Origin of the sequence: Microbacterium sp. Au-Mic1 (genome assembly GCF_021341785.1) — a bacterium.
In the GTDB taxonomy this organism is placed as follows: Bacteria; Actinomycetota; Actinomycetes; order Actinomycetales; family Microbacteriaceae; genus Microbacterium.
In genome coordinates, this window is the sequence record NZ_JAJTTF010000002.1 from 118996 (window position 1) to 140923 (window position 21928).

21 protein-coding genes are annotated in these 21928 nt (G+C 70.3%); 14 read left to right on the forward strand and 7 right to left on the reverse strand.

Annotation, left to right across the window (positions count from 1 at the left end):
• The first annotated feature begins 46 nt into the window (after positions 1 to 46).
• The 4 genes from LXM50_RS03125 to LXM50_RS03140 all read left to right on the forward strand — a co-directional run bounded on the left by LXM50_RS03125 (position 47) and on the right by LXM50_RS03140 (position 3261).
• A complete protein-coding gene (locus LXM50_RS03125; protein WP_233309745.1) occupies positions 47 to 838 on the forward strand; it encodes a CoA transferase subunit A in 792 nt (263 codons plus the stop codon).
• A 1-nt stretch (position 839) separates the two neighbouring features.
• Positions 840 to 1484, forward strand: a complete 645-nt coding sequence (locus LXM50_RS03130; protein WP_233309746.1) for a 3-oxoacid CoA-transferase subunit B — start codon at positions 840 to 842, stop codon at positions 1482 to 1484.
• Between the two features lie 2 nt (positions 1485 to 1486).
• Positions 1487 to 2671 carry an acetyl-CoA C-acetyltransferase gene (locus LXM50_RS03135; protein ID WP_233309747.1) on the forward strand — a complete coding sequence of 395 codons (1185 nt, stop codon included), beginning with the start codon at positions 1487 to 1489 and terminating at the stop codon, positions 2669 to 2671.
• Between the two features lie 143 nt (positions 2672 to 2814).
• Entirely contained in the window at positions 2815 to 3261 is a 447-nt protein-coding gene (locus tag LXM50_RS03140) for a GNAT family N-acetyltransferase (protein WP_233309749.1), read from the forward strand.
• A 73-nt stretch (positions 3262 to 3334) separates the two neighbouring features.
• Here LXM50_RS03140 and LXM50_RS03145 read toward each other — a convergent pair whose 3' ends face one another.
• Positions 3335 to 3619 carry a hypothetical protein gene (locus LXM50_RS03145; RefSeq protein WP_233309751.1) on the reverse strand — a complete coding sequence of 95 codons (285 nt, stop codon included), beginning with the start codon at positions 3617 to 3619 and terminating at the stop codon, positions 3335 to 3337.
• Positions 3620 to 3798: 179 nt separating this feature from the next.
• Here LXM50_RS03145 and LXM50_RS03150 point away from each other — a divergent pair, with 179 nt between their 5' ends.
• From LXM50_RS03150 to LXM50_RS03180, 7 genes are all read left to right on the forward strand, one after another.
• Entirely contained in the window at positions 3799 to 5043 is a 1245-nt protein-coding gene (locus tag LXM50_RS03150; RefSeq protein ID WP_233309752.1) for an MFS transporter, read from the forward strand.
• A gap of 71 nt (positions 5044 to 5114) precedes the next feature.
• Positions 5115 to 6533 carry a trehalose-6-phosphate synthase gene (locus LXM50_RS03155; RefSeq protein WP_233309755.1) on the forward strand — a complete coding sequence of 473 codons (1419 nt, stop codon included), beginning with the start codon at positions 5115 to 5117 and terminating at the stop codon, positions 6531 to 6533.
• Positions 6530 to 7318: a trehalose-phosphatase gene (gene otsB / locus LXM50_RS03160; protein ID WP_233309757.1), complete on the forward strand. Its 789-nt coding sequence runs from the start codon at positions 6530 to 6532 to the stop codon at positions 7316 to 7318. The genes LXM50_RS03155 and otsB overlap by 4 nt, the downstream gene beginning before the upstream one ends.
• A gap of 424 nt (positions 7319 to 7742) precedes the next feature.
• The gene (locus LXM50_RS03165) at positions 7743 to 9545 is read left to right on the forward strand and encodes an acetolactate synthase large subunit (protein WP_233309759.1); all 1803 of its coding nucleotides are present in this window, start codon (positions 7743 to 7745) and stop codon (positions 9543 to 9545) included.
• Positions 9546 to 9547: 2 nt separating this feature from the next.
• Positions 9548 to 10057, forward strand: coding sequence for an acetolactate synthase small subunit (gene ilvN, locus LXM50_RS03170; protein WP_233309760.1), 510 nt, complete (start codon positions 9548 to 9550; stop codon positions 10055 to 10057).
• 74 nt (positions 10058 to 10131) lie between these two features.
• Positions 10132 to 11160: a ketol-acid reductoisomerase gene (gene ilvC / locus LXM50_RS03175; protein ID WP_233309762.1), complete on the forward strand. Its 1029-nt coding sequence runs from the start codon at positions 10132 to 10134 to the stop codon at positions 11158 to 11160.
• Positions 11161 to 11389: 229 nt separating this feature from the next.
• A complete protein-coding gene (locus LXM50_RS03180; RefSeq protein ID WP_233309764.1) occupies positions 11390 to 12226 on the forward strand; it encodes a peptidoglycan-binding protein in 837 nt (278 codons plus the stop codon).
• A 21-nt stretch (positions 12227 to 12247) separates the two neighbouring features.
• Here the strand turns inward: LXM50_RS03180 and LXM50_RS03185 are convergent, their stop codons facing one another.
• The 4 genes from LXM50_RS03185 to LXM50_RS03200 all read right to left on the reverse strand — a co-directional run bounded on the left by LXM50_RS03185 (position 12248) and on the right by LXM50_RS03200 (position 17083).
• Positions 12248 to 13372 carry an ABC transporter ATP-binding protein gene (locus tag LXM50_RS03185; RefSeq protein ID WP_233309766.1) on the reverse strand — a complete coding sequence of 375 codons (1125 nt, stop codon included), beginning with the start codon at positions 13370 to 13372 and terminating at the stop codon, positions 12248 to 12250.
• A complete protein-coding gene (locus LXM50_RS03190; protein ID WP_374107800.1) occupies positions 13369 to 15018 on the reverse strand; it encodes an ABC transporter permease in 1650 nt (549 codons plus the stop codon). The genes LXM50_RS03185 and LXM50_RS03190 overlap by 4 nt, the downstream gene beginning before the upstream one ends.
• A 9-nt stretch (positions 15019 to 15027) precedes the next feature.
• Entirely contained in the window at positions 15028 to 16080 is a 1053-nt protein-coding gene (locus LXM50_RS03195; RefSeq protein ID WP_233309769.1) for an iron ABC transporter substrate-binding protein, read from the reverse strand.
• A gap of 133 nt (positions 16081 to 16213) precedes the next feature.
• Positions 16214 to 17083, reverse strand: coding sequence for an amidohydrolase (locus LXM50_RS03200; RefSeq protein WP_233309771.1), 870 nt, complete (start codon positions 17081 to 17083; stop codon positions 16214 to 16216).
• Positions 17084 to 17158: 75 nt separating this feature from the next.
• Between LXM50_RS03200 and LXM50_RS03205 the strand changes: the two genes are divergently transcribed.
• Positions 17159 to 17836 carry a FadR/GntR family transcriptional regulator gene (locus LXM50_RS03205; protein WP_233309774.1) on the forward strand — a complete coding sequence of 226 codons (678 nt, stop codon included), beginning with the start codon at positions 17159 to 17161 and terminating at the stop codon, positions 17834 to 17836.
• Positions 17837 to 17861: 25 nt separating this feature from the next.
• On the opposite strand, the gene LXM50_RS03210 is transcribed toward LXM50_RS03205, so the two are convergent.
• Positions 17862 to 18614 (reverse strand): SDR family NAD(P)-dependent oxidoreductase, encoded by a 753-nt coding sequence (locus LXM50_RS03210; RefSeq protein WP_233309775.1) that lies wholly within the window; start codon positions 18612 to 18614, stop codon positions 17862 to 17864.
• Positions 18611 to 19471, reverse strand: a complete 861-nt coding sequence (locus tag LXM50_RS03215) for a fumarylacetoacetate hydrolase family protein (protein ID WP_233309777.1) — start codon at positions 19469 to 19471, stop codon at positions 18611 to 18613. Before LXM50_RS03215 ends, LXM50_RS03210 begins: the two co-directional genes overlap by 4 nt.
• Before the next feature lie 167 nt (positions 19472 to 19638).
• Between LXM50_RS03215 and LXM50_RS03220 the strand changes: the two genes are divergently transcribed.
• Positions 19639 to 20946, forward strand: a complete 1308-nt coding sequence (locus LXM50_RS03220; protein WP_233309779.1) for an L-fuconate dehydratase — start codon at positions 19639 to 19641, stop codon at positions 20944 to 20946.
• Entirely contained in the window at positions 20939 to 21919 is a 981-nt protein-coding gene (locus tag LXM50_RS03225; RefSeq protein ID WP_233309780.1) for an aldo/keto reductase, read from the forward strand. Before LXM50_RS03220 ends, LXM50_RS03225 begins: the two co-directional genes overlap by 8 nt.
• Positions 21920 to 21928 lie beyond the last annotated feature (9 nt).

A 21928-nucleotide genomic window follows, 5' to 3' on the forward strand; every position in this document is an offset into this window, starting at 1 on the left:
GCTCCGGCGCAGAGTGGGAGTCGTATCCCACACGAAGGAGTGGCGAGTGATCGACAAGCAATGGGCTTCCGCGGCGGACGCGGTGGCCGACATCCCGGACGGCGCTTCGCTCGCCGTCGGCGGGTTCGGGCTCTCCGGCAATCCCAGCGCCCTCATCCAGGCACTGCTGGAGCAGGGCACCTCGGGGCTCAGCGTGGTGAGCAACAACTGCGGCGTCGACGACTGGGGGCTGGGACTGCTGCTGGGTGCGCAGCGGATCCGCAAGATGACCTCGTCGTACGTGGGGGAGAACAAGGAGTTCGAGCGTCAGTTCCTCTCCGGCGAGCTGGAACTCGAACTGACGCCGCAGGGCACGCTCGCCGAGAAGCTGCGCGCCGGCGGATCCGGGATCGCCGCCTTCTACACCCAGACCGGCGTCGGCACCCAGGTCGCCGAGGGCGGCCTGCCGCGGCGCTACGCCGCCGACGGGGCGATCGCGATCGCGTCGCCGGCCAAGGACGTGCGCACGTTCGAGATGCACGGGCAGCGCCGTGAGTTCGTGCTCGAAGAGGCGATCACCACCGATTTCGCCCTCGTGCACGCGGCGCTCGGCGACCGGCACGGGAACCTGATCTTCAACAAGGCCGCGCGCAACTTCAACCCGCTCGCCGCGATGGCCGGCCGTATCTGCATCGCGCAGGTCGAGCGGCTCGTCGAGCCGGGGGAGCTGGACCCGGACCAGGTGCACCTGCCCGGCGTGTTCGTGCACCGTGTGGTCGAGGTCGGATCCGACATCGAGAAGCGCATCGAGCGGCGCACGGTGCGCCCTTCGACCGGTTCCGGGAACGGGGAGGCCTGACATGGCGCTCACACGCGACGAGATGGCGGCGCGCGCCGCTCGCGAGCTGTCCGACGGCTCCTACGTGAACCTCGGCATCGGGTTGCCCACACTCGTGCCCAACTACGTGCCCGAGGGCGTGACCCTCGTGCTGCAGTCCGAGAACGGCATCCTCGGCGTCGGGCCCTACCCCGCGGAGGATGCGGTCGACCCCGACCTCATCAACGCCGGCAAGGAGACCGTCACCACGCTGCCCGGTGCGGCGTTCTTCGACTCCGGTCTCAGCTTCGGCATGATCCGCGGCGGCAAGATCGACGCCGCGATCCTCGGAGCGATGCAGGTGAGCGCGACCGGCGATCTCGCGAACTGGATGATCCCCGGGAAGATGGTCAAGGGTCCGGGCGGCGCGATGGATCTCGTGCACGGGGCGGGACGCGTGATCGTGCTCATGGAGCACGTCGCCCGCGACGGCACCGCGAAGATCGTGGACGAGTGCTCCCTGCCGCTCACGGGTCGCGCGGTGGTGCACAGGATCATCACGGATCTGGCCGTGATCGACGTCACGCCCGAGGGCCTGCGGCTCGTCGAGCTCGCCCCCGGGGTGAGCGTGCAGGATGTGAAGGATGCGACCCAGCCGACGCTGCTGATCGCGGAAGGACTGGAGTGATCATGAGTGCAGACGACATCGTCATCATCGCGGCGGCGCGCACCCCGCAGGGGCGTCTCAAGGGTCAGCTGGCCTCCTTCACCGCGCCGCAGCTGGGATCGTTCGCGATCCGTGGCGCGCTCGAGCAGGGCGGCGTCGACCCGGCCGAGATCGACGCCGTCATCGTCGGACAGGTGCTCGCAGCGGGGTCGGGGCAGAACGCCGCGCGGCAGGCAGCGATCGGGGCGGGCATCGGGTGGGATGTGCCCTCGCACTCCGTCAACAAGGTGTGCCTGTCGGGCCTCACCGCGATCATCGATGCCGCACGGATGATCCGCACCGGAGACGCCCGCACCGTGGTCGCGGCCGGCATGGAATCGATGACGCGGGCTCCTCACCTGATGATGGGCTCCCGCGACGGCTGGACCTACGGATCCGTCGAGGTGCTCGACCACATGGCGTACGACGGTCTCACGGACGCCTACGACAAGGAGAGCATGGGGGCATCGACCGAACGGCACAACCCGCGGTTCGGCCTCACCCGCGAGGCGCAGGACGAGGTCGCGGCGCGGTCGCACCAGCGCGCGGCCGCGGCCAGGGACGGGGGAGTGTTCGACGCGGAGATCGTGCCGGTCAGCGTGCCGCAGCGCCGCGGTGAGCCGGTGATCCTGACAGCGGACGAGGGCATCCGTCCGGAGACGACGGTCGAGACGCTCGCCGGCCTCCGCCCGGCGTTCGCCGAGGGCGGCTCCATCACGGCGGGCAACTCCTCGCAGATCTCGGACGGCGCCTCGGCGGTCATCGTCACCACGCGCGGCAACGCCGAGGCCAAGGGCTGGCCCGTGCTCGTCGCGGTCGGCGCGAGCGGACAGACCGCCGGGCCCGACAACTCCCTGCAGGAGCAGCCTGCGAACGCGATCCAGCGGGCCCTGGACAAGCAGGGCCTCACGGCGGCGGATCTGGATCTGGTCGAGATCAACGAGGCCTTCGGCGCCGTGGTGGCGCGCTCCGAGGCCGCGCTCGGACTGGATCCGGAGATCGTCAACGTGCACGGCGGCGGCATCGCGATCGGGCACCCGATCGGGGCGAGCGGAAACCGACTGGCCGTGCACATGGCGCACGAGCTGGTGCGCCGCGGATCCGGAACGGCGGTGGTCGCGCTGTGCGGCGGTGGCGGTCAGGGCGAGGCGCTCATCCTCACACGCTGACAGGAACCCTTTCGGGGTCGTTGAGCGAGGACGCGCTTGCGCGACCGAGACGAGACGCAGGGGCACACGCCACAGCCCGCGTTTCGTCTCGCTCGGCCTTCGGTCGTGCTCGCCCGACGGCCACAAACGCCTAGGATCGGCGCATGACGACGATCCAGGCTCTGACGGCGGCGGACCGCGACGACTGGCTGCCGCTCTGGCAGGCGTACCTGACGTTCTACGAGTCCGCGCTCGCCGACGACATCACGGCATCGACGTTCGCGAGGATCGTCGATCCTGCGGGCGCCATCCACGGCGCGATCGCCCGCGACGACGACGGCCGCGCGGTCGGGATCGTGCACTGGTTCGCGCACCCGGCGACGTGGTCGAAGACCGGATACACGTACCTCGAGGACCTCTTCGTGGATCCCTCCGTGCGCGGAAGCGGTGTCGGGCGCGCCCTCATCGCGCACGTGACCGACGCGGCGCGCGCCGCCGGCAGCGACAAGCTCTACTGGCTGACCGCGGAGAGCAACGCCACAGCGCGAGGTCTGTATGACCGTGTCGCCGAGCGCAGCGGCTTCATCCACTACCAGATCGATCTGGTCTGACGCACCGTCCGACCCGAGCCGACCCCTCCCGGCGCGCTTTCGTCCCGGCGCCGTGGTCGTTGCGCCGGAGTGGTCAGGCCTTGCCCGCCTTGCGCTGCGCCTTGAGCTCGGCCTTCAGCTCCTTCTTCGCGCGCTTGTACTGCACCGGAGCGACGGGGGAGTCGTACGAGACGTCCTCGCCGCGCTCGTCGCGACGGAAGTCGACGATCGCCCCGACGGCCAGGGCGATGGTGATGCCCCAGCTCAGCCACGCCAGCACGGCGCGCCACGTGATCGGTGCGTCGCGGGTGCCGCGCAGCAGCGTGATCCCGCTCGTGATCGCGCTGAACAGGCCGCTCGCGAAGAGGTAGTTGCGCATGCGACCGAGTCTAACCAGCGTCGATCGGGACCCGCGGGATCCGCCGCCCCGAAGGTCGTCCGGCTCGGTACACTGGGCCGATCACCGTAGTGCATTACCGGCCGCCGGCTCTTCCGGCGGAAAGCGGCGGCACCTGACTGCGTCCCCCTCGTGCGGCGACGCCAGAGACCTGTTCCGCAATGACCTCTTCGCACACCTCGTCCGTCCCCGCCGCTCCGAGCCTGCTCCGCCGGGTGGGGCTGTCCTACTTCGTCATCGCCTTCATCGCCCGTCTTCCGTTCGCGATGATGGTCGTCGGCGTGCTGACCGTCGTCGTCGCCGCACGCGAGTCGGTGGCACTCGGCGGGCTCACGTCCGCTGCCGTCGGCATCGGCACCGCCTGCTTCGGTCCGCTCCTGGGCGCCGCCGCCGACCGCCGCGGGCAGCGGATCGTGCTCGCCGTCGTCGCCGTCGCCAACGCGGTGGCCCTCGTGGGCTTCACCCTCGTCGTGTACTCCTCGGCCGCCGAGCCGTTCGTGCTGCTGAGCGCTTTCGCGATCGGCGCCACCGCTCCGCAGGTCTCCCCGATGTCGCGGTCGCGCCTGGTCACGATCATCGCCGAGCGCGTGCCGGCCGAGCGCCGAGCGCGCACCACCTCGTCGACGATGTCGTACGAATCCGCGGCCGATGAGACCGTGTTCGTGTTCGGCCCGTTCCTGGTCGGCGTGCTGGCCACCGCGATCGCGCCGTGGATGCCGCTCGTGATCGCGGCCGCGCTCATCCTCGTCTTCGTGGGCGCGTTCGCCCTGCACCCGACCGGTGCGCACGTGTCGGCGCAGCGCGGCGCCGACGGCCGCGCCAGCTCGAAGGTCTCGGAGCTGTTCCGGCCCCGACTGCTCATCGTCGTGGCGGGCATGCTCGGCGTCGGCGTGTTCTTCGGCGCGATGCTCACCTCGCTCACGGCGTTCATGACCGAGCACGGACGGCCGGAGGAAGCGGGCCTGCTGTACGGGGCGCTCGGGGTGGGATCCGCGATCCTGGCGCTCAGCGTCGCGTTCCTGCCGGCGCGGTTCAGCCTGCCGGCCCGCTGGCTGCTGTTCGCGGGGATCCTGTTCGGGGGCAGCCTGATCCTGCTCGGGGTGAGGGACCCGATGGGCATGCTCGTCGCCCTCGCCGTGATGGGGTGCGGCATCGGCCCGACCCTGGTCACCCAGTTCAGCCTCGGCGCGGCGTTCGGGCCTGCGGACCGATCGGCCACGGTCATGACGATGCTCGGATCCGCGATGGTCGTCGGGCAGGCCATCGGCGCAGTGGCGACCGGGCAGGTCGCCGACGCCTCCGGGGCCCAGGCGTCGCTGCTGCTGCCGGTGTTCGCGGCGGGCCTGGTGCTGCTCGCCGGTGTCGTGAACGCCGTGCTGGCACGGGGCGGACGCACGGCGTCCTGACCTGAACGACGTCGGGCCACGCCGGTGACTAGCCTGGAGGAGGCATCCCCGCTGCCGTGAGGAGCGTTCCCATGACTTCGTCCACCCCCACCGCCTCGTTCGTGATCGTCGCGAATCGGCTGCCGGTCGACCGCGTGCAAGGACCTGACGGCGCCGAGGTCTGGCGACGCTCTCCGGGTGGTCTCGTCGCCGCGCTCGAACCCGTCATGCAGGCGGTGGACGGCGCCTGGGTCGGCTGGGCGGGTCAGTCCGATCTCGAGCTCAAGCCGTTCGTCGAGGACGGCATCCTGCTGCTGCCGGTGACGTTGTCCGCGCAGGAGGTCGAGGAGTACTACGAGGGCTTCGCGAACGACACGATCTGGCCGCTCTATCACGATGTGATCGCGCCACCGCAGTTCCATCGCGAGTGGTGGGACGCCTACGTGCGGGTGAACCGCCGATTCGCCGAGCGGGCGGCGCGCGCCGTGTCGCAGGGCGGCACGGTCTGGGTGCACGACTACCAGCTGCAGCTCGTGCCGGCCTTCCTGCGTGAACTGCGACCCGACCTCACGATCGGCTACTTCCATCACATCCCGTTCCCGGCGCACGGGCTGTATGCGCAGCTGCCCTGGCGGGATCAGGTGCTGCAGGGCCTGCTCGGGGCCGATGTCGTCGGCTTCCAGCGTGCACAGGACGCGACCAACTTCCTCGCCGCCGTGCGCCGCAGGCTGCGTCTCGAGGTGAAGGGATCCACGGTCTCCGTCCCGTGGGGCGGCCCGCGAACGACTGTCGCGCGCGCGTTCCCGATCTCGATCGACACCACGCCGTACACCGAGCTCGCGGCCCGCCCCGACGTCCGTGCCCGTGCGGCCGAGATCCGCGAGGGGCTCGGCAATCCGCGCAAGATCCTGCTCGGTGTCGACCGGCTCGACTACACCAAGGGGATCCGGCACCGCATCAAGGCCTTCGGGGAGCTGCTGGATCAGGCCCGGCTCTCGGTCGAAGACGTCACGCTGGTGCAGGTCGCGAGCCCCAGTCGGGAGCGGGTGGACGCCTACGTGCAGCTGCGCGACGAGATAGAGCTCGCCGTCGCGCGGATCAACGGCGATCGCGACACCATGGAGCACACCGCGATCCGCTACCTGCACCAGGGCTTCCCACGTGAGGAGATGGTCGCCCTCTACCTCGCCGCCGATGTGATGCTCGTCACCGCCCTTCGCGACGGCATGAACCTCGTCGCCAAGGAGTACGTCGCCGCCCGCGGAGATCACCGCGGCGTGCTCGTGCTGAGCGAGTTCACCGGGGCCGCCGACGAACTGCGCCAGGCGATCCTGGTCAACCCGCACGACATCGACGGGCTCAAGGACGCGATCATGCAGGCCGTCGAGATGCCGCCGCGAGAGCAGGCGCGCCGGATGAGGGCGCTGCGCAAGCGGGTGCTGGAGAACGATGTGAACGCCTGGTCGCGGGACTTCCTCGCGGCCCTCGAGAACGTACGGAGCGCACGATGACCCGCGACTGGACCGCCGCCGAGACCGATCCCGCTCTCGCCGAGATCGCACGCACCCCGCGCCTGCTGGTCGCGCTCGACTTCGACGGCACGGTCTCGCCGCACGTGGTCGACCCGATGGCCGCGAGAGCGCTGCCTGCGGCCGTGACCGCGGTGAACCGTCTCGTCGCGCTGCCGGAGACGTTCGTGGCGTACGCGTCCGGTCGGAGCCTGCACGACCTGCGCGAGATCACGGAGCACCAGGACGGATCCCGGATTCTGCTCGCCGGATCCCACGGGGCGCAGTTCTGGTTCCCTGACACCGGGGAGGAGACCGACCTCTCCACCGAGCCTGCCGACCGTGCCGAGATCATCGACGAGATGCGTGCGCTGATCGGGGATCTGGACGGCGTCGTGCACGAGCCGAAGACGTTCGGCTTCGGCGTGCACACCCGCACCGCGACCCCCGGACAGGAGGAGCTGGCCTTCGTGCGCGTCGAGAAGTGGGCCGCCGACCGGATCCCCTCCTGGCGGCGGCGCACGGGGCACCACCTGCGCGAGTACTCCTGGAGGGCCGAGGGCAAGGACGCGGCGCTGGACCGGCTGCGCGAGCACGTCGGCGCGACCGCGGTGCTGTTCGCCGGCGACGACGTGACGGACGAGGACGGCATGCGCACCCTCGGCGGTGCCGACCTGGGTGTTCGGATCGGGGCGGGCGAGACGGCGGCGGCGCTGCGGGTCGCGGATCCGGCGGCGTTCGCCGTGCTGCTCGACGCCCTGGCCGACGCCAGAGCGACCGCGCAATAGACTGCTTCCATGCGCGCGCAGCACGGATCCGATCGTCCGTCGGTCGCGCGCCCCGGCGGCGGGAGCATCGTCGATCATGCGTTAGGCTTGATGCACGTTCGATGCGTGATCGGCACAACCGGATCCCGGATCGGACGCAGAGCTCCGGCGGTCTCGCAGACCGCCGGGCGCGATGGTGATCTGAATCGGGTCGATATCGCGGCTCGTGCTCTCGACGCACTCGTCGAGACGCCTGAGCCGGGCTCACACCACGACGGCCTGCGTCGTGGATCAGAGCCGACTTCTCCGCGCTGCACCCGAGGCGTTCCAGCCCAATCTCTCCGACCCCTGCGCTCCGCCTCTCGCGGACCGGGTCGGAATGTCGTCCGCGACGGGGCATCGTCCCGCCGCTTCCGCCGATCGTTCACCACCGCAAGGAACCTTCATGACCGCTGATACCGCTCCAGCCGTCCCGCGTCCGCCCGCCCGTCCGGCGGCGGCGCCCGTTCTCACCGGCGCTCAGGCCGTCGTCCGCTCTCTCGAGCTGCTCGGCGTCACCGACGTGTTCGGCATTCCCGGCGGCGCGATCATGGAGGTCTACGACCCGCTGATGAGCTCCACCGAGCTTCGGCACATCCTGGTGCGTCACGAGCAGGGCGGCGGGCACGCCGCGGAGGGCTACGCCACCGCTTCCGGGAAGGTCGGCGTGACCATCGCGACGTCGGGCCCCGGAGCCACCAACCTCGTGACCGCGATCGCCGACGCCTACATGGACTCGATCCCGATCGTCGCGATCACGGGTCAGGTGTTCTCCACGCTGATGGGCACGGACGCGTTCCAGGAGGCCGACATCGTCGGCATCACCATGCCGGTGACCAAGCACTCCATCCTTGTGAAGAAGCCCGAGGACATCCCGGGCGCGATCGCCGCGGCGTTCGAGATCGCCAGCACCGGCCGTCCCGGCCCGGTGCTCGTGGACATCACGAAGGACGCGCAGAAGGCCTCTGCCCCGTTCGTGTGGCCGCCGAAGTACGACCTGCCCGGCTACCGTCCGGTCACGAAGGCGCACGGCAAGCAGATCCAGGCCGCGGCGACCCTGCTCGCCGAGGCCAAGAAGCCCGTGCTGTACGTGGGCGGCGGCATCGTGCGCGGCAACGCATCCGAGGAGCTGCTGGCGCTGGCGGAGCTGACCGGCGTTCCCGTGGTCACCACGCTCATGGCGCGCGGCGCCTTCCCCGACTCGCACCCGCAGCACGTCGGAATGCCCGGCATGCACGGCACCGTCCCGGCGGTGCTGGCGCTGCAGGAGGCCGACCTGCTCGTGGCGCTCGGCACCCGGTTCGACGACCGCGTGACCGGCAAGGCGGAGCTGTTCGCGCCGGACGCCAAGGTCGTCCACGTCGACATCGACCCTGCGGAGATCTCCAAGATCCGCACCGCCGACGTGCCGATCGTGGGCGGCGTCAAAGAGGTCATCACCGACCTCGAAGCGGCTTTCCGCGGCCTCACCGGCGGTGCCAAGGGCGACATCGAGGAGTGGTGGGCCTACCTCGACGGCCTGCGCGCGGAGTTCCCCCTCGGCTACACCCAGCCCGAGGACGGCCTGATGTCCCCGCAGTACGTGATCCAGCGGATCGGCGAGCTCACCGGGCCCGAGGCGGTCTACGCCGCCGGCGTCGGTCAGCACCAGATGTGGGCCGCGCAGTTCATCAAGTACGAGCGCCCGAAGTCCTGGCTGAACTCCGGCGGCGCCGGCACCATGGGCTATGCGGTTCCCGCGGCCATGGGTGCGAAGGTCGCCGAGCCCGAGCGCGTGGTGTGGGCGATCGACGGCGACGGCTGCTTCCAGATGACCAACCAGGAGCTCGCGACCTGCGTCATCAACGAGATCCCGATCAAGGTCGCGATCATCAACAACTCCTCGCTCGGGATGGTCCGCCAGTGGCAGACACTGTTCTACGAGGGCCGCCACTCGAACACCGACCTGAACACCGGGCACGGCACGGTGCGGATCCCCGACTTCGTCAAGCTCGCCGAGGCTTACGGATGTCTCGGAATCAGGGTGGAGAAGGAGGAGGACATCGACGCCGCCATCACGCTCGCCCTCGAGACGAACGACCGTCCCGTCGTGATCGACTTCGTCGTCAGTGCGGACGCCATGGTCTGGCCGATGGTGCCGCAGGGCGTCAGCAACAGCTACATCCAGTACGCGCGCGACCACGCGCCCGCCTTCGATGAGGAGGACTGATCATGTCCACGCATGTGCTGAGCCTCCTGGTGGAGGACACCCCCGGGCTCCTGACCCGCGTCGCCGGACTGTTCGCGCGCCGGGGCTTCAACATCGAGTCCCTCGCCGTGGGCGTGACCGAGGTTCCCGGGGTCTCCCGGATCACGGTCGTCGTCGACGTCGAGGAGTTCCCGCTCGAGCAGGTGACCAAGCAGCTGAACAAGCTGATCAACGTCATCAAGATCGTCGAGCTGGAGCAGAACGCGTCGGTGCAGCGCGAGCACATGCTCATCAAGGTGCGCACCGACAACAACACCCGCTCGAACGTGCTGGAGGTCGTGAACCTCTTCCGCGCGTCCGTCGTGGACTACGCCCCCGAAGCGCTGGTGGTCGAGGTCACCGGCGACAAGGGCAAGGTCGACGCCCTGCTGCGGGCGCTCGAGCCGTTCGGCATCAAGGAGCTCGCCCAGTCGGGCCTGCTCGCGATCGGCCGCGGCGGCAAGAGCATCACCGAGCGCGTGCTGCGCGGCTGACACAGAACCACTGCCGGGCCCCCGACGCTCTCGACGGGCCCGGCATCCAGAACCCCAACAAGGAGAAAACAACAGTGAGCACCGAGATCTTCTACGACGCAGACGCTGACCTGTCGATCATCCAGAACAAGAAGGTCGCGATCGTCGGCTACGGCTCGCAGGGCCACGCGCACGCGATGAACCTGCGCGACAGCGGCGTCGAGGTCGCGATCGCCCTCAAGGAGGGCTCCACCTCGATCGCCAAGGCGACCGAGGCCGGCTTCGCCGTCAAGACCGTTGCGGAGGCCACCCAGTGGGCCGACCTCATCATGATCCTCGCGCCGGATCAGCACCAGCGCGGCATCTACAGCGAGTCGATCGCCCCGAACCTGGCCGCGGGCAAGACCCTCGCGTTCGCGCACGGCTTCAATATCCGCTTCGGCTACATCGATGCCCCCGAGGGCGTCGATGTGATCCTCATCGCCCCGAAGGCCCCGGGTCACACGGTGCGCCGCGAGTTCGTGGCCGGCCGTGGCATCCCGGACATCATCGCGGTCGAGCGCGACGCCTCGGGCACCGCCTGGGCGACCGCGCTGTCGTACGCGAAGGCGATCGGCGGCACCCGCGCCGGCGTCATCAAGACCACCTTCACAGAGGAGACCGAGACCGACCTCTTCGGCGAGCAGGCCGTGCTCTGCGGTGGCATGAGCCACCTGGTGCAGGCCGGCTTCGAGACCCTCACCGAGGCGGGCTACCAGCCGCAGATCGCCTACTTCGAGGTGCTGCACGAGCTCAAGCTCATCGTCGACCTGATGTGGGAGGGCGGCATCGCCAAGCAGCGCTGGTCCATCTCGGACACCGCCGAGTTCGGCGACTACGTCTCGGGCCCGCGCATCATCGACGCCGGTGTGAAGCAGCGCATGAAGGATGTCCTCGCGGACATCCAGTCCGGCGCCTTCGCGACCCGGTTCATCGAGGACCAGGACAACGGCGCGGCCGAGTTCCTCGCCCTTCGCGAGAAGGAGCAGGGACACCCGATCGAGGCCACCGGCAAGGAGCTGCGTGCGCTCTTCGCCTGGAAGTCGCAGGACGAGGACTACGTCGAGGGATCCGCTGCGCGCTGATCCCGACGTAGTCCGCGAGGACTGTGCTGGTCTGGTCGCAGGGTGGCCGCCGGCCCTTCGGGCCTGGGTCGAGGGCAGCGCTGCGCGCTGATCCACGGCTGACCAAGAACGGGCGTCCCTTCGGGGGCGCCCGTTCTTCGTTCCGCCCGCCCCCGGATGTATCAGGGGCTCGCCCGGCTGCTCTTCTCCTGCGTCAGTGCGGCGATCGCGACCGACCGGAGGACATGAGATGAACACCGAACCATGGGGCACGCTGCAGGAGCCGTCGTCGGACTCGCGCGTCACCCCGCTGCAGTATCTGCTCAGCGCGCAGGGACACGCGGTGCCGATCACGGGGAGCTTCGACGGTGCGACCACCGCCGCGGTCAAGGCCGTGCAGGCCGCCGCCGGCCTCGTCCAGGACGGCGTCGTCGGAATACGCACCTGGCGCCACCTCGTCGTGCCGCTCCAGGCCGGTTCCACGGGCGATGCGGTGCGCGCGCTGCAGTCCTTCGGGCTGCGCGAAGGACCCGGATCCGCACCGCTCGTCGTCGATGGCGGTTTCGGCCCGATCACCGATGCGCGCGTGCGCTCGTTCCAGGCCAGCTGGGGTCTCGCGATCGACGGGATCGTCGGCGGGCAGACCTGGTCGTTTCTCATGGCGGATCACTTCCCGTCGCCGTGGGCGCTCGTGATCGAGGGCGCGGTGCAGGCGGTCAACAGCCATGTGCTCGCCGCGCAGCATCTGCTGCGTGCTCACGGCGCCACCATCGCGGCGGACGGCGCGTTCTTCGCGCTGAGCGGGGCGGCGCTGGAGGACTTCCAGCGGACGATCCGCTCGACCGAGATCGGCACGACGGTCGGGCAGCTCGACTGGCCCCACCTGATCATGACGGTCCAGCTCGGCAGCACGGGGGAGGCCGTCATGGCCCTGCAGAGTCAGCTCCCTGGGCTCACGGTCGACGGCGTCTTCGGGCCGGTGACGGACGCAGCGGTCCGCGACTTCCAGGCGAAGTTCGCACCTCCCGCGGACGGCATCGCGGGTCCCGACACCTGGCACAGCCTGTTCGTGCCGCTCTTCGACTGAGAACGCTTCTCGCGGCGGCGCTCAGACCGGGAAGGCGACGCCTTCGCCGACCACGCGCAGAGCGATGCGCTGGCCGGGACGGGTGAGTGCCGCGTTCCAGTGCCTGATGGTGATCGTGGGCGGCTCCGCAGACAGTCGGGGATCCGCGTCGGGACGCGGTTCCAGGTGGATCCGCACCGAGGACTCCGCGCCGAAGTACACGCCCTTCTCCACGGTCGCGCGGATGGGCGAGTCGGCGACGAGCTGCACCTGCTCGGGGCGCAGCATGAGCTGCACGTGCCCTCGTGCCGGAGGATTCCGCACCGGCACGTAACCGAGGGCGCAGGACGCGAGGGATCCGTCCAGCCAGGCGTCCAGGACGATCGCGTCGCCGAGGAACTCCGCGACGCCGCGGTCGACGGGGCGCGTGTACACGACGAACGGGTGCCCGGTCTGCACCAGACGCCCGTCGCGCATGACGGCCACCTGGTCGGCGAAGCTCAGCGCCTCGGACTGGTCGTGCGTGACGAGGATGGTCGTCGTTCCGGCATCGGTCAGAATCCGCGCCACCGCCTCGCGGGTGGCGGCGCGCAGGCCGGTGTCGAGCGCCGAGAACGGCTCGTCCAGCAGCATCAGCTCGGGCTCGCGAGCGAGCGCCCTGGCGATCGCGACGCGCTGCTGCTGCCCGCCGGAGAGCTGGTCCGGGCGGCGCTCAGCCACGTCGTGCGGCAGCGAGACGAGGTCCAGCAGCTCGGCCACGCGCCGGTTCCGGTCCGCGCGACTGAGATCGTCCAGTCCGAAGGAGATGTTGCGCGCGACCGTCAGATGGGGGAAGAGCCCGCCGTCCTGCGTGACGTAGCCGATGTCGCGGCGGTGCACGGGCACCCAGGTCCCGGGTCCGACGACCGTGGCGGAGCCGAGCACGACCTCGCCCTCGTCGGGGCGTTCGAAACCGGCGATGATCCGCAGCAGGGTGGTCTTGCCCGATCCCGACGCGCCGACGATCGCCGTGATACCGCCGGTCTGCACGGCGAGATCGACGCCGTGCAGCACACGGTGCCCGCCGTACGAGGCGGTGATCCCGCCGACCTGCAGGTGCGCCGTGGGCAGCGGGCCCGTGCCGGGGGAGGGCACGGCGCCGAGGGATCCGAGGTTGTGTGCGGTCATGCGGTCTCCGCGGTCGTGGGGGCGGATGTCATGGTGGCGCTGCCGGCAGACACGTCCGCGGTGGAGAGCGCCGTGGACTGCCGGAACAGCAGGTAGGTCATGGGTGCGGACAGCAGGATCAGCAGCGTCGCGTAGGGCGCCGCGCCCGCGAAGTCGATCTCGCTCGACAGGCTCCAGAACCGTGTGGCCAGGGTCTGCACGCCGATCGGCGAGAGCAGCAGCGTCGCGGTCAGCTCTCCGGCCACGGCGAGGAACACCATCGCCAGCGCAGCGGCCGTGGCCGGTGCCACCAGGCGAAGGGTGACGCCGCAGAAAGCCCGCAGCGGGCGGCGCCCTAGGGCCTGGGCGGCTTCCTCCAGGCTCTGCGGCGCCTGGGCGATGCCGGCCTGCAGCGGCACCAGCGCGCGGGGCAGGAACAGCAGCGCGTACGCGAGGAGCAGCAGCGCGGTGGTCTGGTACAGGGCCGGCACGAAGAAGAGCGAGACGGTGACCAGCGCGAGCGCGAGCACGATGCCCGGCATGGAGCTCGTGACGTAGTTCGTGCGCTCCAGCAGCCGGCTGAACACGCCGGGGCGGCGCACCGCCAGCCAGGACAACGGGAACGCGGCGATGACCGTGACCACGCCGCCACCCAGCGCGAGCCCCAGGGTCTGCAGCAGCGTCGGCACGAGATCGGGCGCCGTCCAGACCGCCGCGCCGCCATAGGCCAGCCATCCGCCGATCACGACGGCGGGCACGCCGAGCGCGGCGATCCCGAGCGCGAGCAGGGCGACCTGCGCCGGTACCTGCCATCCGCGCAGCCGGATCCGACGGGGTGGGGCGGCAGTGCCGGATCCGATCCGCGCGTAACGTGCACGGCCGCGCGCCCGGCTCTCCAGCAGGAGCAGCGCGAAGCACAGCAGCATCAGCACGCCGGAGAGCATGCTCCCCGCGGAGCCGTTGAACGTGGATCGATACTGGTCCATGATCGCCGTCGTGAAGGTGTCGAACCGGATCAGGGCGAACGCGCCGTACTCGCTGAGCAGGTGGAGTCCTACGAGCAGCGCACCGCCGAGCAGCGCGAGCCGCAGCTGCGGCAGCACCGTGCCGAAGAACACGCGTACCGGGCCGCGGCCGAGACTCGCGGCGGCCTGCTCCAGAGCGGGATCCAGCCGAGCCAGCGCAGCGCGCACCGGGAGGTACACGAGGGGGAAGTACGACAGCGTCGCCAGCAGCACACCTGATGCGAGACCGGCGAGCGAGGGGATCGCCGAGACCCACGCGTAGGAGTTCACGAAGGCGGGGATCGCCAGAGGCATCGCGAGAACGGCCCCCCATGCGCCGGCGCCGGCGAGCGAGGTGCGCTCCACGAGCCAGGCGCCGCCGACCCCGATCACGGCGCACAGCGGCACGGTGATCGCGACGAGCAAAACGGTGTTCGTGAGCAGCTCGCCGACGCGCGGCCGGAAGATCAGCGCCGCCGATTCGGCCCAGCCGATCTGTGCCGCCGTGGTGACCACGAACAGAAGCGGCAGCAGCGAGAGCGCTGCGACCACGACGCCGGCCGTGATGACGACCCACGACCCCGCCCCGCGGGAGACGCCGCGGGGCGGCCGGAGCTGTCGCGCTCCGGCCGCCCGTCGGGAGGTGGTCGTCGAGGTGGTGATGTCTGCGCCTTAGAGCAGGCCCGCCTGGGTCATCAGATCGGTGACCTGCTTGGAGTTCAGCGTAGCCGGGTCGATGGTCGGCGCCTGCAGATCCTTGAGCGGCACGAGCTTCGGGTTGGCGGCGACGCCGGATCCGACCGGGTACTCGAACGAGGTGCCGGTCTGCAGGATCTTCTGGCCCTCCGCACCGGTGACGAACGCCAGGAACTTCTGCGCCGCGGCCTGGTGCTTGCTCGACTTCAGCACGCCGCCCCCGGACACGGACACGAACGCGCCTGGATCCTGGTTCTTGAAGTAGTGCAGCTGCACGTTCTTCGAGTTCTCACCGGTCTGCGCCTGGTCGCCGAACCAGTAGTAGTGGTAGATGACGGCGCCGTCGATCTCGCCGGCGTTCACGGCCTTCATCGCGGTGGAGTTGCCCTTGTAGGCGACGGAGTTCGTCTTCATGGCCTTCAGCCACGTCTCGGCGGCGTCGGCTCCCTTGAGCTGCACGAGGGCGGAGACGATGGCCTGGAAGTCGGCGCCGGACGGGGAAGCGGCCCAGCGGCCCTTCCAGGACGGGTCGGCGAGATCCATGAGCGAGGTCGGCAGCTGCGCCTCGGTGAGCTTCGACGTGTTGTACGCGAACACGGTCGAGCGGGCGGCGATGCCCACCCACTTGCCCGAGGACGGGCGGTACTCCGTCGGGACGTTCTTCAGAGCCTCATCGCCTGGCGAGGCGAACAGGCCGGCCTTCTCGACCGCCGACATCGACGGCGAGTTCTCGGTGAGGAACACGTCGGCGGGGGAGCGATCGCCCTCCTGGATGAGCTGCTGCGACATCTCGGTGTCGTCGCCGTTGCGCACCTGGACCTTGATACCGGTCGCCTTCGTGAACGCGTCGGTCCACGACTTCGTGAGCTCCTCGTGCTGCGCGTTGTAGATCGTGATGGTCTGGCCGGCGAGGTCGTCGCCGCCGGCCGAGCTCGAGGTCGGCGTCGGGGAGCCGCTGCAGGCGGTGAGCGCGAGGGCGACGGCGGAGGCCGCCGCGGCGGCGGAGAGCAGCCGGAGGGAACGGTTCACGGAGAATCCTTCGAGGAGGGAGAGGCGCGGAGGTCGCGAATCACATAATAGGTAAGGCAAGCCTCACTCAACAACCTGATGACCTTCCTGTGAAAGGGGCCCGACTCGCCCCGAAAGGCGGGTCGGCCGCGGATCACTCGACGCCGTAGAACCGTGCGGCGTTGTCCCAGAAGATCGCGTCGGCATCGAGTCCGCGCGCGCCGGCCCAGTCTGCCACCGTCCGAGCCCAGAGGTCGCGGCTCTCGGTGCGATACTCCGGCGGGGCGCCCGTGAGGGCGGAGACGGGCCAGTCGCCGCCCCACAGCAGGCGATCGGCTCCGAACGCCTCGGCAGCCGCGTCGAGGAACGGGGTCACCTGCTGCGGGCTCCAGGATCCGCCGGCCTCGGCCGGCAGCCCCGACAGCTTGACGGACACCTGCGGGTGTGCCGCCAGGTCTCTCAGGTCGCCCAGCCAGGCCACGGCAGGGGGGAGTGGATCCGCTGCCGTCCCGATCGCGGGCTTTCCGAGATGGTCGAGCGCGATCGGCAGAGCGGGCACCCAGGCCGCGAGGTCGGCGACGTCGGAGAGCTGATGGGCGCGCACGCACGCGTCGAAGCGGTATCCGTGCGCGGCCAGTGCGGCGGCGCCCGCACGGAACGCGTCGCTGCGTGCGGTGCCGTCGGGCTCGTCCTGGAGGTTGTGCCGCACCCCGACCACCGCGTCGATCCCCGTGAGGGCCGTGAGGTGCGCGGTCGTCTGCGCGCCGCGATCGAGTCGCGCGCCCGCCACGATGCCGATGACGCCTGTGCGTGCCGCGTTGTCCGCGACCCAGCGGGCCTCGTCGATGAACTGCGCCTCGACGCACTCCGCTTGCACGAAGATCGCCGCCGCGCGCTCGGCGCCGTCGACGCTCGCGCGTGCGAGTTCCTCGGCCGCGTAGCGCTGAGCCAGCGGCCCGTCGAGCCACTCGTAGTCGAGGCGGGACGGATCCCACAGGTGCAGGTGGGAATCGAGTACGCGCATGGGCACATCCTTCCGCAGATCGGCGCTCGTGTGGCGCAGACATCCGATGTTCGTGAAAACCCCTAGGATGACGCCATGGCAGTCACCGACGAGGCGATCGAGAAGATCAAGGCGATGATCGTGTCGGGCGAGCTCGGCCCCGGCGATCGCCTGCCGCCGGAGAAGGAGCTCGCCGAGCGGCTCGGCCTGAGCCGCAACTCGATGCGGGAGGCCGTCAAGGCGCTCGAGGTGATCCGCGTCCTCGACGTGCGTCGCGGTGACGGTACCTACGTGACGAGCCTCGAACCGCACCTGCTGCTCGAGGCGATCAGCTTCGTCATCGACATGCACGATGACGACTCGCTGCTCGAGTTGTTCGCCGTGCGTCGCATGCTCGAATCCCAGGCCACCGGCCTCGCCGCCACGCACGGCGACAGCGAGGCGATCGCCGCCCTGCAGGCCGAGGTCGCCGGCATCGACGCGGGCGTCTCGATCGACGATCTCGTCGCGCACGACATCCGCTTCCACCAGGACATCGTGCGGATGACCGGCAACGGCTACCTGGCGAGCCTCATCGACAGCCTGTCGAGTCAGACCATCCGCGCCCGGGTGTGGCGCGGCCTCACCGAGCAGGGCGCCGTCGAGCGCACTCTCTCGGAGCACCGGGCCATCGCCGACGCGATCGCGCAGCACGACCCCTCGCTCGCCACCTCGCTCGCCACCGCACACATCGCGGGTGTGGAGCGCTGGCTGCGCCAGGCCGCCCAGGCCTGAGCCGGGCGGCCCGGCGCGGTGTCGGCTACTCCGCCCGGAGGCGCAGCTGGGCCATGCCGCCGTCGACCTCGATGAAGGTGCCGGTGGTGGATCCGGACGCAGGGCTGACGAGGTACAGCACGGCGCCCGCGACCTCGTCCGGCGAGACCAGACGACCGTGCGGCTGACGGGCGTTGAGGGCGGCGCGCTCCGCGACGGGGTCGGCGGCGGAGTCGAGCAGACGCCCGACCCACGGGGTGTCGGCCGTACCGGGGTTGACGGCGTTCACCCGGATGCCTTCTCGGAGGTGATCGGCTGCCATCGCCCTGGTGAGCGCCGAGACGGCGCCCTTCGACGCGGAGTAGAGCGCGCGCTGCGGCAGCCCGGTGGTCGAGGCGATCGAGGCGGTGTTGCAGATCGCCGCGGCGGGGGAGTTCCGCAGCCACGGCAGCGCTGCGGCCGAGACGCGGGCGATGCCCGTCACGTTGATCGAGAGCACGCGGGCCCACTCGTCGTCGCCGTTCGCCGTGATGTCGCCCTGAGCGCCGATCCCGGCGTTGTTCACGACGATGTCGATGCGGCCGAACCGCTCGCCGATCGCGGCGACGGCCGTGTCCACGCTCGCGCGGTCCGACACGTCGGCCGTGAAGGCGGCGAAGCGCGGATCCGCGCCGGCCACGTCGCGGTCGAGCACGGCGACCTGCGCGCCCTGATCGTGCAGCTGCGCGGCGATCGCCGCGCCGATCCCGGATGCGCCGCCCGTGACGATCGCGACGAGTCCTTCGACCTGACCGGTCATGCCTGTGCCTCCCATGCGATGAACTCCTGACGCTGGCCGCCCAGCCCCTCGATGTCGATCTCGACGACGTCCCCGGCGCGCAGGTACGGGAACTTCCCGCCGAACGCGACGCCCTGCGGTGTGCCGGTGAGGATGAGGTCTCCCGGCTCGAGCGTCATGTACTGCGAGATGTGGTGCACGATCTCCGCGACGGAGAAGATCATGTCGTTCGTGTTCGAGTCCTGGCGCGGCTCGCCGTTCACGAAGCTGCGCAGCCGCAGGTTCTGCACGTCGACCTCGTCAGGCGTGACGAGCCACGGGCCGGTCGGGTTGAACCCGAACGCGGCCTTGCCCTTCGACCACTGCCCGCCGGAGACCTCCATCTGGAAAGCCCGTTCGGAGACGTCGTTGCAGACGACGTAGCCGGCGATGTGCGCGGCGGAGTCGGCGGGGGAGTCGAGGTAGGCGGCGCGGGATCCGATCACGATGCCGAGCTCCACCTCCCAGTCGGTCTTCTCGCTGCCCCGCGGGATGGTCACGGCGTCGTCGGGGCCGACGACCGTGTTCGGGGTCTTCAGGAACAGGATCGGGACCGTGGGTGGTTCGGCGCCCGACTCGCGGGCGTGCGCGGCGTAGTTCTGTCCCACGCAGATGACGGCACCGGGACGCGCGATCGGCGCTCCGGTGCGGAACGCGTCCGCGTCGCTCAGTTCGGGGAGGGTGCCTGCGTCGAGGGCGGCACGCGTGCGGCCCACGGGGTCGGCGGCGAGGAAATCGCCGTTCACATCGGAGGTCACGGGCCGAAGATCGTACGTACGGTCTTCGGCGATGACGACCGGGATCTCGGATCCGGGGTCGCCCAGACGCGCGAACTTCATGATTCTCCTGCCTTCTCACGGGGATGGGCGGATCCGCCGTCGGAACGACGCGAGCGGATGCATCCCGCGTTGACAGTATAGACATCCGATGTTTACACTCCAACTGTCGAGGAACGATCCGGCCGTCTGCGCCGCTGCCCCGACTTCAGGCCCAGAACAGGAGAACCGTGAGCCGCATCGTCGCGCTGGAGACCAGCGACATTCGATTCCCCACCTCGCTCAGCCTCGACGGCTCCGACGCGATGAACCCCGACCCCGACTACTCCGCGGCGTACGTGATCGTGCGCACCGACGCGGCGGACGGCATCGAAGGACACGCGTTCGTGTTCACGATCGGCCGTGGCAACGACGTGCAGGTCGCGGGCATTGACGCGCTCTCCGGGCACCTCGTCGGCCGTGAGTTGGAGCCGCTGCTCGACGACATGGGGGGCACGTTCCGGGAGATCATCGGCGATTCGCAGCTGCGCTGGCTCGGTCCGGAGAAGGGCGTCATGCAGATGGCGATCGGCGCCGTGATCAATGCCCTGTGGGACATCAAGGCCAAGCGCGCCGGGCTTCCGCTGTGGCTGCTCCTCGCCCGGATGACGCCAGAGGAGATCGTCGACCTCGTCGACTTCCGCTACCTCACCAACGCCCTCACCCGTGAGGATGCGCTGGCGATCCTGCGCGACGCCGAGGCGGGCCGGGCCGAACGCGAGCAGCAGCTGCTCGCGACCGGCTACCCGGGCTACACCACGAGCCCCGGGTGGCTGGGCTACTCGGACGAGAAGCTCGAGCGCCTCACCCGAGAGGCGATGGCCGACGGCTTCACGCAGATCAAGCTCAAGGTCGGTGCCGATCTCGATGACGACATCCGCCGGTTCCGCAAGGCCCGCGAGGTCTGCGGTCCCGACTTCCCCATCGCGATCGACGCGAACCAGCGCTGGGAGGTGTCCGAGGCGATCGCCTGGGTGAACGCGCTCGCCGAGTTCCACCCCGCCTGGATCGAGGAGCCGACCAGCCCCGACGACGTGCTCGGGCATGCCGAGATCGCCCGGGGCGTCGCGCCGATCCGGGTCGCGACCGGCGAGCATGCGCAGAACCGGATGATCTTCAAGCAGCTGCTGCAGGCCGAGGCGATCCAGGTCATGCAGATCGACGCGGTGCGCGTGGCGGGCGTGAACGAGAACATCGCGAACCTGCTTCTCGCTGCGAAGTTCGGCGTGCCGGTGTGCCCGCACGCCGGCGGCGTGGGGCTGTGCGAGGCCGTGCAGCACCTGTCCATGTTCGACTTCGTCGCGGTCTCGGGCACCCGCGAAGGGCGCATGATCGAGTACGTGGATCACCTGCACGAGCACTTCGTGGTGCCGACCGACATCCGGGGCGGCTCCTACTCCGCGCCGACGGCACCCGGCAACGGCATGGAGATGAAGGCTGCCAGCCGCGCCGAGTTCACCTGGACCGGCGAGCGCCGCGAGGCGGGCGCGCATGTCTGAGCCCGTCGGAGCCGTTGCTCTGTCCGCGATCCCGGCCCTCGGCTACGGTGCGGCGAACGTCGGAAACCTGTTCCGCGCGCTCACCGACGACGAGGCCTGGGCCGTGCTGGACGCCGCGTGGGAGAGCGGGATCCGCCTGTACGACACCGCGCCGCACTACGGGCTGGGGCTCTCGGAGCGCCGGCTGGGCGCGTTCCTGCAGACCAAGCCGCGAGACGAGTACGTGCTCTCGACCAAGGCGGGGCGCCTGCTGCGCCCGAACCCCGAACACGTCGCGGGCGGACTCGACACGGCGAACGACTTCCACGTCCCGGATGAGCTGCAGCGGGTCTGGGACTTCTCGGAGGCGGGGATCCGCGCCAGCCTCGACGAGTCACGCGAGCGCCTGGGCATCGAGCGGATCGACATCCTCTACCTGCACGACCCGGAGCGCCATGATCTCGACCTGGCGCTCGCCGAGGCGTTCCCCGCGCTCGAGGAGCTGCGCGCAGAGGGGCAGGTGGGCCGGATCGGCATCGGATCCATGACCGCCGACGCGCTCACCGCCGCGGTGCGCTCGGCCGACCTCGACACGATCATGGTCGCCGGACGGTACACCCTGCTCGAGCAACCGGCGGCCGTCGACGTGATCCCGGCGTGCGTCGAGCGCGGCACCGACATCGTCGCCGCCTCGGTGTTCAACTCCGGACTGCTCGCGCAGAGCGAGCCGCGCCGTGACGGCCGCTACGAGTACGGGGCGCTGCCGGACGATCTCTGGCAGCGGCTCACCCGGATCGCCGAGATCTGCCGCGCGCACGATGTGCCGCTGCCCGCCGCCGCGATACAGTTCCCGCTGCAGTCCCCGGCCGTGGCCTCGGTCGTGGTCGGCGGAAGCCGGCCCGAGCAGCTCCGCCAGAACGCCCAGCTCGCCGCGCTCGACATTCCGGCGGATCTCTGGCGCGAACTCGCGACCGAGACGCTCATCCCGGCGTGAATGCCGCCC

Bases quoted from the DNA above. Each gene is read 5' to 3' on its own strand.
- LXM50_RS03130 (WP_233309746.1), top strand. From the start codon at position 840: ATGGCGCTCACACGCGACGAGATGGCGGCGCGCGCCGCTCGCGAGCTG.
- LXM50_RS03135 (WP_233309747.1), top strand. From the start codon at position 1,487: ATGAGTGCAGACGACATCGTCATCATCGCGGCGGCGCGCACCCCGCAG.
- LXM50_RS03140 (WP_233309749.1), top strand. From the start codon at position 2,815: ATGACGACGATCCAGGCTCTGACGGCGGCGGACCGCGACGACTGGCTG.
- LXM50_RS03145 (WP_233309751.1), bottom strand. From the start codon at position 3,619: ATGCGCAACTACCTCTTCGCGAGCGGCCTGTTCAGCGCGATCACGAGC.
- LXM50_RS03150 (WP_233309752.1), top strand. From the start codon at position 3,799: ATGACCTCTTCGCACACCTCGTCCGTCCCCGCCGCTCCGAGCCTGCTC.
- LXM50_RS03155 (WP_233309755.1), top strand. From the start codon at position 5,115: ATGACTTCGTCCACCCCCACCGCCTCGTTCGTGATCGTCGCGAATCGG.
- otsB (WP_233309757.1), top strand. From the start codon at position 6,530: ATGACCCGCGACTGGACCGCCGCCGAGACCGATCCCGCTCTCGCCGAG.
- LXM50_RS03165 (WP_233309759.1), top strand. From the start codon at position 7,743: ATGACCGCTGATACCGCTCCAGCCGTCCCGCGTCCGCCCGCCCGTCCG.
- ilvN (WP_233309760.1), top strand. From the start codon at position 9,548: ATGTCCACGCATGTGCTGAGCCTCCTGGTGGAGGACACCCCCGGGCTC.
- LXM50_RS03180 (WP_233309764.1), top strand. From the start codon at position 11,390: ATGAACACCGAACCATGGGGCACGCTGCAGGAGCCGTCGTCGGACTCG.
- LXM50_RS03185 (WP_233309766.1), bottom strand. From the start codon at position 13,372: ATGACCGCACACAACCTCGGATCCCTCGGCGCCGTGCCCTCCCCCGGC.
- LXM50_RS03200 (WP_233309771.1), bottom strand. From the start codon at position 17,083: ATGCGCGTACTCGATTCCCACCTGCACCTGTGGGATCCGTCCCGCCTC.
- LXM50_RS03205 (WP_233309774.1), top strand. From the start codon at position 17,159: ATGGCAGTCACCGACGAGGCGATCGAGAAGATCAAGGCGATGATCGTG.
- LXM50_RS03210 (WP_233309775.1), bottom strand. From the start codon at position 18,614: ATGACCGGTCAGGTCGAAGGACTCGTCGCGATCGTCACGGGCGGCGCA.
- LXM50_RS03215 (WP_233309777.1), bottom strand. From the start codon at position 19,471: ATGAAGTTCGCGCGTCTGGGCGACCCCGGATCCGAGATCCCGGTCGTC.
- LXM50_RS03225 (WP_233309780.1), top strand. From the start codon at position 20,939: ATGTCTGAGCCCGTCGGAGCCGTTGCTCTGTCCGCGATCCCGGCCCTC.